The 6409-nt window shown below is 60.5% G+C and carries 4 protein-coding genes; 3 read left to right on the top strand and 1 reads right to left on the bottom strand.

Annotated elements, in window-relative coordinates; translation table 11 throughout:
- Positions 1 to 217: 217 nt before the first annotated feature.
- The 3 genes from AC13EY_RS05785 to AC13EY_RS05775 all read left to right on the top strand — a co-directional run bounded on the left by AC13EY_RS05785 (position 218) and on the right by AC13EY_RS05775 (position 3537).
- Positions 218 to 649: an SH3 domain-containing protein gene (locus AC13EY_RS05785; protein ID WP_482876594.1), complete on the top strand. Its 432-nt coding sequence runs from the start codon at positions 218 to 220 to the stop codon at positions 647 to 649.
- Positions 650 to 1237: 588 nt separating this feature from the next.
- Positions 1238 to 2503: a hypothetical protein gene (locus tag AC13EY_RS05780; protein ID WP_228245504.1), complete on the top strand. Its 1266-nt coding sequence runs from the start codon at positions 1238 to 1240 to the stop codon at positions 2501 to 2503.
- Positions 2500 to 3537 carry a hypothetical protein gene (locus AC13EY_RS05775; protein WP_228245505.1) on the top strand — a complete coding sequence of 346 codons (1038 nt, stop codon included), beginning with the start codon at positions 2500 to 2502 and terminating at the stop codon, positions 3535 to 3537. Before AC13EY_RS05780 ends, AC13EY_RS05775 begins: the two co-directional genes overlap by 4 nt.
- Positions 3538 to 3596: 59 nt before the next feature.
- On the opposite strand, the gene AC13EY_RS05770 is transcribed toward AC13EY_RS05775, so the two are convergent.
- A complete protein-coding gene (locus AC13EY_RS05770; protein WP_228245506.1) occupies positions 3597 to 6404 on the bottom strand; it encodes an FAD-binding and (Fe-S)-binding domain-containing protein in 2808 nt (935 codons plus the stop codon).
- Positions 6405 to 6409: the final 5 nt, after the last annotated feature.

Below are 6409 nucleotides of genomic sequence, written 5' to 3'. Positions count from 1 at the left end.
GTCTGGGTAATATGAGGGCGACAGGGCATCCAGCAGGCGCTGCCAGGGCACCAGTACATTCATCTCAGCCAGGAAGGGTTCCCGGCGGGTATCCTTTTTCTTGTTCTGATGCTGGGCTTGGGCGAAGGTGGTCTGCTTCATCGGGGGGCTTGGCTGAGGGAGTGGCAGGGTCTGGTGATTATAGTCAGGGCTGCGTAATCAGGCAGAGGGCTGATTTGTGCAGCGTTTCCCTAATGTCCGCAACGCACCGGACATTAATGCGGAGCGCGTCGCCAGTTTGCCCACAGGCACTACATTTACCGCGATAGGCAGGACCGATAATAACTGGATCATGGTTGGCCGCCGCGGTGTCACCGTAGGCTACGTCTATGCACCACTTGTTGAGCAGGTGCCCGCCACAACGACCGACAGCACCAACCCATCGGTCGCCGACACAGCCACCGATCTGGACAGCCTCGATGTTGCTACCGCAGCAAGCAAAGGCATCGATCTTGACGCTTTCGACCTGGACGCCGTGCCAGTTGAGCAACAAGTGGCAGCACAAACTACCTGCCGAACTCTCAACTACAACATTCGAACAGCCGAAAGCACTGACTCTCAGACCGTAAAAGCGTGCCAGGCCGATGATGGCGCTTGGGAACTGATCTAAAAGGAAGGCCGCATGAGACGCATCGTTATCCCGAGTCTGTTGGCACTGGCGTCAACAGCCCATGCCGCGGACTACCGCCTGGCATACTCGAAGGCAGAAAACCTTGAAGTATTCGTGGTACATGCTGACAACGCGCAATGGTGCAGCGACGCACTGCAACTGCGCTTTGCCTTTACCAGCGACGTAACCGACCCCAGCGCAGTAGGCCGCCTGCTGCCTAAACTTGGCGGGCTGCTGGCAAGCCAGTGTCCGGCTGCGAGCCAACTCAGCTGGGTCAGCACCGACAGCAGCGGCAGTACATTAAACAACGGCAGCGCATCGCAGGCCGGAGGCTGGATCGCGCAAACCACCGCACCCGCGCCGGACCCGGTCGCCTCTGCGGCCACTCCAGCCGTTGAAAGTGCAACCACGGCCACCGCCAGTCCGCCACCAGTATCCAAGGCTCCTATTGTTCCTGTCGCGGCACCGGTTGCCGAACCGACACCGAGTCCGGTCGCAGAAGCGGCGTCCGCCACTGAGCCAGCACCTGAGTCGCCCACAGAACCAGCAACAGCCACCGCAGTTGCCGCGCCACCGACTGTTTTCAGCGTGGCAGGCTGGACGCCGCCACTGCAGAAGGACGCGTTTGCTCAGGTCGATTTCCTGACCGAGGTGCGCGATCAGAACGGCTGCCGCTTCCGCCTTGCCGATAAGCTTGAAGATGGCACCGAGAACGTCAGGGCGGTGTCTTCCGGTGTCACCTGCGACGCTGATGGTTATGCCTCAGGCCCCGGTTCGCTGACGCTGACCCGCAGCGACGGTGTGCTGCTCAGTAGAACTGGTGACGCTCATTTCTTGGCTGGTCTGGCGTTCGATGCTCCCCCACCGGCTCTACCCATCGTCGGCTTCGATCAGGATAGGAACCTGCTGCAGCTACTGCACAGCGAGCCCGCCAGCCAGACCTACTACCTGCTCCGACTGAACCGCAGCTACAACGGTCAATGGCAATCCAACAACGCCACTGTGATTGCTTTGACGGAAAACCGCGACCTTTTCCGCGAACTGGACTCGATCAAGACCACGGTCGATCTAGCCGCCACTCGCCTTGACCAGGTCGCACCAGGCATTCGAAACACCCACCTGTACGCCATGCGCGACCTGAACAAAGGGCTAATGGAAAGAAACAGGGACTTCTGGCTTTACGATATCAGCCTGTCGCGCCACTACCGCAGCAAAAAGTGGGAATACAACCCGCAGCGTGCCACCAACCACTTGTTTGCTTTCGAACGTAAGGAATCGGAAGAACAACGCAGAGCCGAGGCAGAACGCTTGCGCGAGGAGCAGCGCCAGCGTGAACTGATGGCCCAGCAGGCAGAGCAACAACTTCGCCTGTACAGTCAGCTGCGAAACGACGTTCGCCGGCCCGAAGAACTGTACGCAAGCATGACCGAGGACGCCAGCTACAGCCCAACCGGGTCTGGCAGCTACCTGCGGATGATGCGCGGCGGAACAGCCACCTATAGCCAGATAGTAGAGATCGGCAAGGAACAGGATGATGGCTGGCTAATTGGGTATCCCTATCAAGCGGTGCTATTGAGCAATGAGAATACCGACCAGATCGAACAAGGATGGCATCTGATCAAGGGCAGCGCCCAGCTGGATCCCGAGCGCAAAGACGACCAAAACCTACCGCTGACCCTGATTACAGCTGACAGCATCCAATCTTGCTCAGAAGAACAATGTGCAGACTTGAAAGACCCATTGGCACTCACCCGCTACCGGATCGGGAACCCTGACTGGACTCCCGAAGAAGCGGAGGAGCTGATCAAGCGCGCAAGACCGGATCAAGCCGCGACCACAGGAGCAGCACGATGAACAAAAAGATCTTTCTGATTGCCGGAGGAGCCGCTGCTCTGATTGCCGCCACCTACGCCGGGCTATCCGTATACGCCGGCAATAAGGCAGAAAAGAAACTGGAAGACTGGGCCTATGATGCACAAATAGAAAACAGGCTGCACTGGTCCAAAGTATCCTCCAGCCCATTTGGAGGGCACGTCAGTATATTCGACGTGGAATTGGACATCGGCGACAGTAACGCCGCCATCCGAGCAAAGGAGATCATTGTTAGCGACCTGCTCGACGAGGATGATCGCACCCGAATTCGCCTACAATTCCGTGGTGTCAACGCCGAGCAAGAGGCCTTCTCTGACTTCAGGCAGTTCAGCGCGATAGCCGGGCGAAATATCGACCGCGGTTTCGCTAACGCAGTAGGCGGATTCCAACCTGCGCTCAATAGTGGACTGACTTTCGTCCCACCGTTCGACGTGGACCTGTTTGTCGATGTCGATGATGATGCGGGCGTCGTGGAAACCGCAATCAACGTTGCTCTGCCAGAACTTTTTGACAGCCAAATCAGCTACAGGCTGGCAGGCCAGCGGGGCTTGAATCGTCAGCTACGAACTTTACAACGCACTCTGACATCTGCAGAGAACAACTACCAGATACTGCAGAGCCTGGAAGAGCTGGGACAAGCCATTGACAGGATTGAGATTGAAGCGATCCGTTTTACCATGAAGGACAGAGGGCTTGTCTCCCGCAGCATCGCCTTACAACAGCGCTATAACACACCACTTGACCCAACACGCGGCGACGCGGATAAGCAACGCAGCGAACACTATGAACGGCAGGTCGAGCAACAGGTAAAGCAATGCGAGCGCGGAGACCTGGCAAGAGACCTGGAAGGTGTATGCGAATTAATTAGCGACATTTTGCTGGGCAAGGAGGATGGTTTTGAGCTCAGCATCGAGCCGAAGGAGACCGTTCGGCTTCGTGACCTGAGCAAACTCGACGACTCAAGGACCAGCAGTCGGATGCTGGCACGCATGAATCTTCAAATTGATAGCCTCTAGTCATAAGCGCTTCCGTCACCCTCGGTGACGGAAGCATTCCACCAAAACACCTAATGACATCAGTCACTCTTCGGACAGGTAACCCGATCCACCAGATAGACCAGACTGTGATAATCCACGCCGCTATGGCTGGACAGCCCGATCTCGCAGGTACGGCTGGTTGATACCCCCTCGCTGCAATGCTGCACCACCGGCTTGAGCGTGCGCAGCGCATGATCATTCAGCTCGGGCAGGTTGAAGCCCTTGTCGCCGGCAAAGCCGCAGCAGTGAATCCCTTCCGGCACCACGACGTTGGTACTGCAGCGCCGGGCGATCTCGATCAGCGCCTGCCCCTCGCCCAGATGCTGGGTACTGCAGGTTACGTGCACCGCGACCGCCCCGGCCTGGGGAGTGAACTCCAGCCGCTGGAACAGATGGGTGCGGATAAAGCGCACCGGATCAAAGATATCCAGCCCATCGGCCTCGCCATTGATCAGACTCAGCGTACAGGGGCTGGTGTCGCAGTAGATCGGATCCTGACCGTTGCGGCTAGCCTCGCGCAGCGCTGCAAGCAGCTCGTTGCGCTTGGCCTCGGCCTGCTCGGGATAGCCCTTGGAGGCAAACGGCTGGCCGCAGCACAAGCCATCGAGCTGCGCCGGCAGTACCACTTCATAGCCCGCCTTTTCCAGCAGCGCCCGGGTCTTGTCGATCAGCGGCATCTGCTCGCTGTCGCTGCGCGCCGGCCCCATGCTGCGCGAGATACAGGCCGGCAGGTAAACCACCCGCGGCTTGCCGCTTTGCCATTGATCGAGCGGCGGAATCAGTTTGACCGGCTGCGGCATTGCCGGCGTCCAGCTCGGCAGGCTCGCACCAGACAGCTTGCGCGCGCCCTCGCTCCAGCGCTGCAGACGCGGTGCGCCGAGCAGGCGGTGGGCCAGATCTGCGGCGCGCAGGGTAAACCGCACGCCCTTGAGTGCACCGGCAAAGTGCTTGGCCAGCCAGTTGGCGCGATCCGGGTAAGCCGCTTGCGAGGCGCGCAGCGCACGCACCAGATCGCCGGTATTGATGCCCACCGGGCAGCGCTCGGCGCACAGGCCGGTCGCGGCGCAGCTGTCGATGCCCTGATATTGGTAGGCGGCTTCCAGCTCACGGGTATCGATACCCGCGCGCTTTTTTGCCTGAATATCGCGCCAGATGACGATGCGCTGGCGCGGCGTCAGGGTCAGGCCGTTGCTCGGGCAGACTGGCTCACAGAAGCCGCACTCGATGCACTTGTCGACGATGTCGTTCGCGGCCGGCAGCGGCTTGAGGTTTTTCAGGTGAATCTGCGGGTCATCGGACAGCACCACATCCGGGTTCAGGATGCCCTGCGGGTCAAGCAGCCGCTTGATGCGCCACATCAACTGATAGGCGTCGCTGCCCCACTCCTTTTCAACGAACGGCGCCATATTGCGGCCGGTGCCGTGCTCGGCCTTGAGCGAACCACCGAACTCGATCGCGACCAGTTCGGCCACATCGCCCATGAACGCTTCGTAACGGGCGACCTGCGCCGGGTCCTCGAAGCCCTGGGTAAACACGAAGTGCAGGTTGCCCTCCAGCGCGTGGCCAAAGATGATCGCCTCGTCGTACCCGTGCTTCTCGAACAATTCGATCAGCCGGTGTACACCGGCCGCCAGTTGCTCGACCGGGAAGGTGACGTCTTCGATGATCACGGTGGTTCCGGTCGCGCGCACTGCACCAACCGCCGGGAAGGTGCCCTTGCGAATCGCCCACAGCTGTCCGGAGACCGCCGGATCTTCGGTAAAATCCACCTGCTGCTCGACCGGGAACGGGGCCAGCGCCGCGCGGATCTGCGCCAGTTGCTCGTGCAGCAGCGACTGACTGGCGGCGCGCGACTCGATCAGCAGCGCACAGGCGCCATCCGACAGCGCAGCCACCCAACCCGGCAGCCCCGGCTGATTCTGCACCGAGCGCAGACTGCGGCGATCCAGCAGCTCCACCGCTGCCACCGGCTGCTGCTTGAGCACCGGTACTGCGCGGCAGCAGGTGTCCACATCCGGAAACACGATCAGCGCACTGGCCTTGTGCGGGTATTCGGGAACGGTGTTGTAGGTCACCGAGCTGATAAAACCGAGGGTGCCTTCAGAGCCGACCATCAGGTGGGTGAGGATATCCAGCGGATCGTCAAAATCGACCAGCGCGTTAAGCGACAAACCGGTGGTGTTCTTCAGCCGATACTTATGGCGAATCCGCTCGGCCAGCGCGGTATTGGCGCGGGTTTCGCGGCCCAGCTCGGCCAGTTGCTCAAGCAGCGCGCCGTGACTTTGGCGGAAGGCCGCCACACCGCGTTCGTCCTCACTGTCCAGCACGGTGCCATCGGCCAGCACCAGACGCATACCAGCCAGCGTCTGGTAGCTGTTCTGCGCCGTGCCACAGCACATGCCGCTGGCGTTGTTGGCAACAATGCCGCCGATCTTGCACGCGTTGATCGAGGCCGGGTCCGGCCCGATCTTGCGCCCCAGCGGCGCCAGTACAGCGTTGGCCTGCGCGCCGATTACGCCAGGCTGAAGGCGAATCTGATTACCACCGTCGCGAATCTCCCGACCGTTCCAGTAATCGCCCAGCACGATCAGTACCGAGTCACTGATCGCCTGTCCGGACAGACTGGTGCCCGCCGCACGGAAAGTGACCGGCACCTTATGCCGGGTGGCCAGATGCAACAGACGCACCACCTCTGCCTCCGACTCGACCCGCACCACCAGCTTGGGAATCAGCCGATAAAAGCTGGCGTCGGTGCCAAACGCCAGGGTCGACAGCGGATCGTCGAACAGACGCTCGGGCGGAATCAGGCGACGGGCGCCGGTCAGAAAGTCGGCAGGCAGGCTCATGCTAT

The sequence above is a fragment of the Halopseudomonas sp. L-58 genome (genome assembly GCF_056859475.1).
This window is presented reverse-complemented; position numbering and strand designations above follow the sequence as displayed.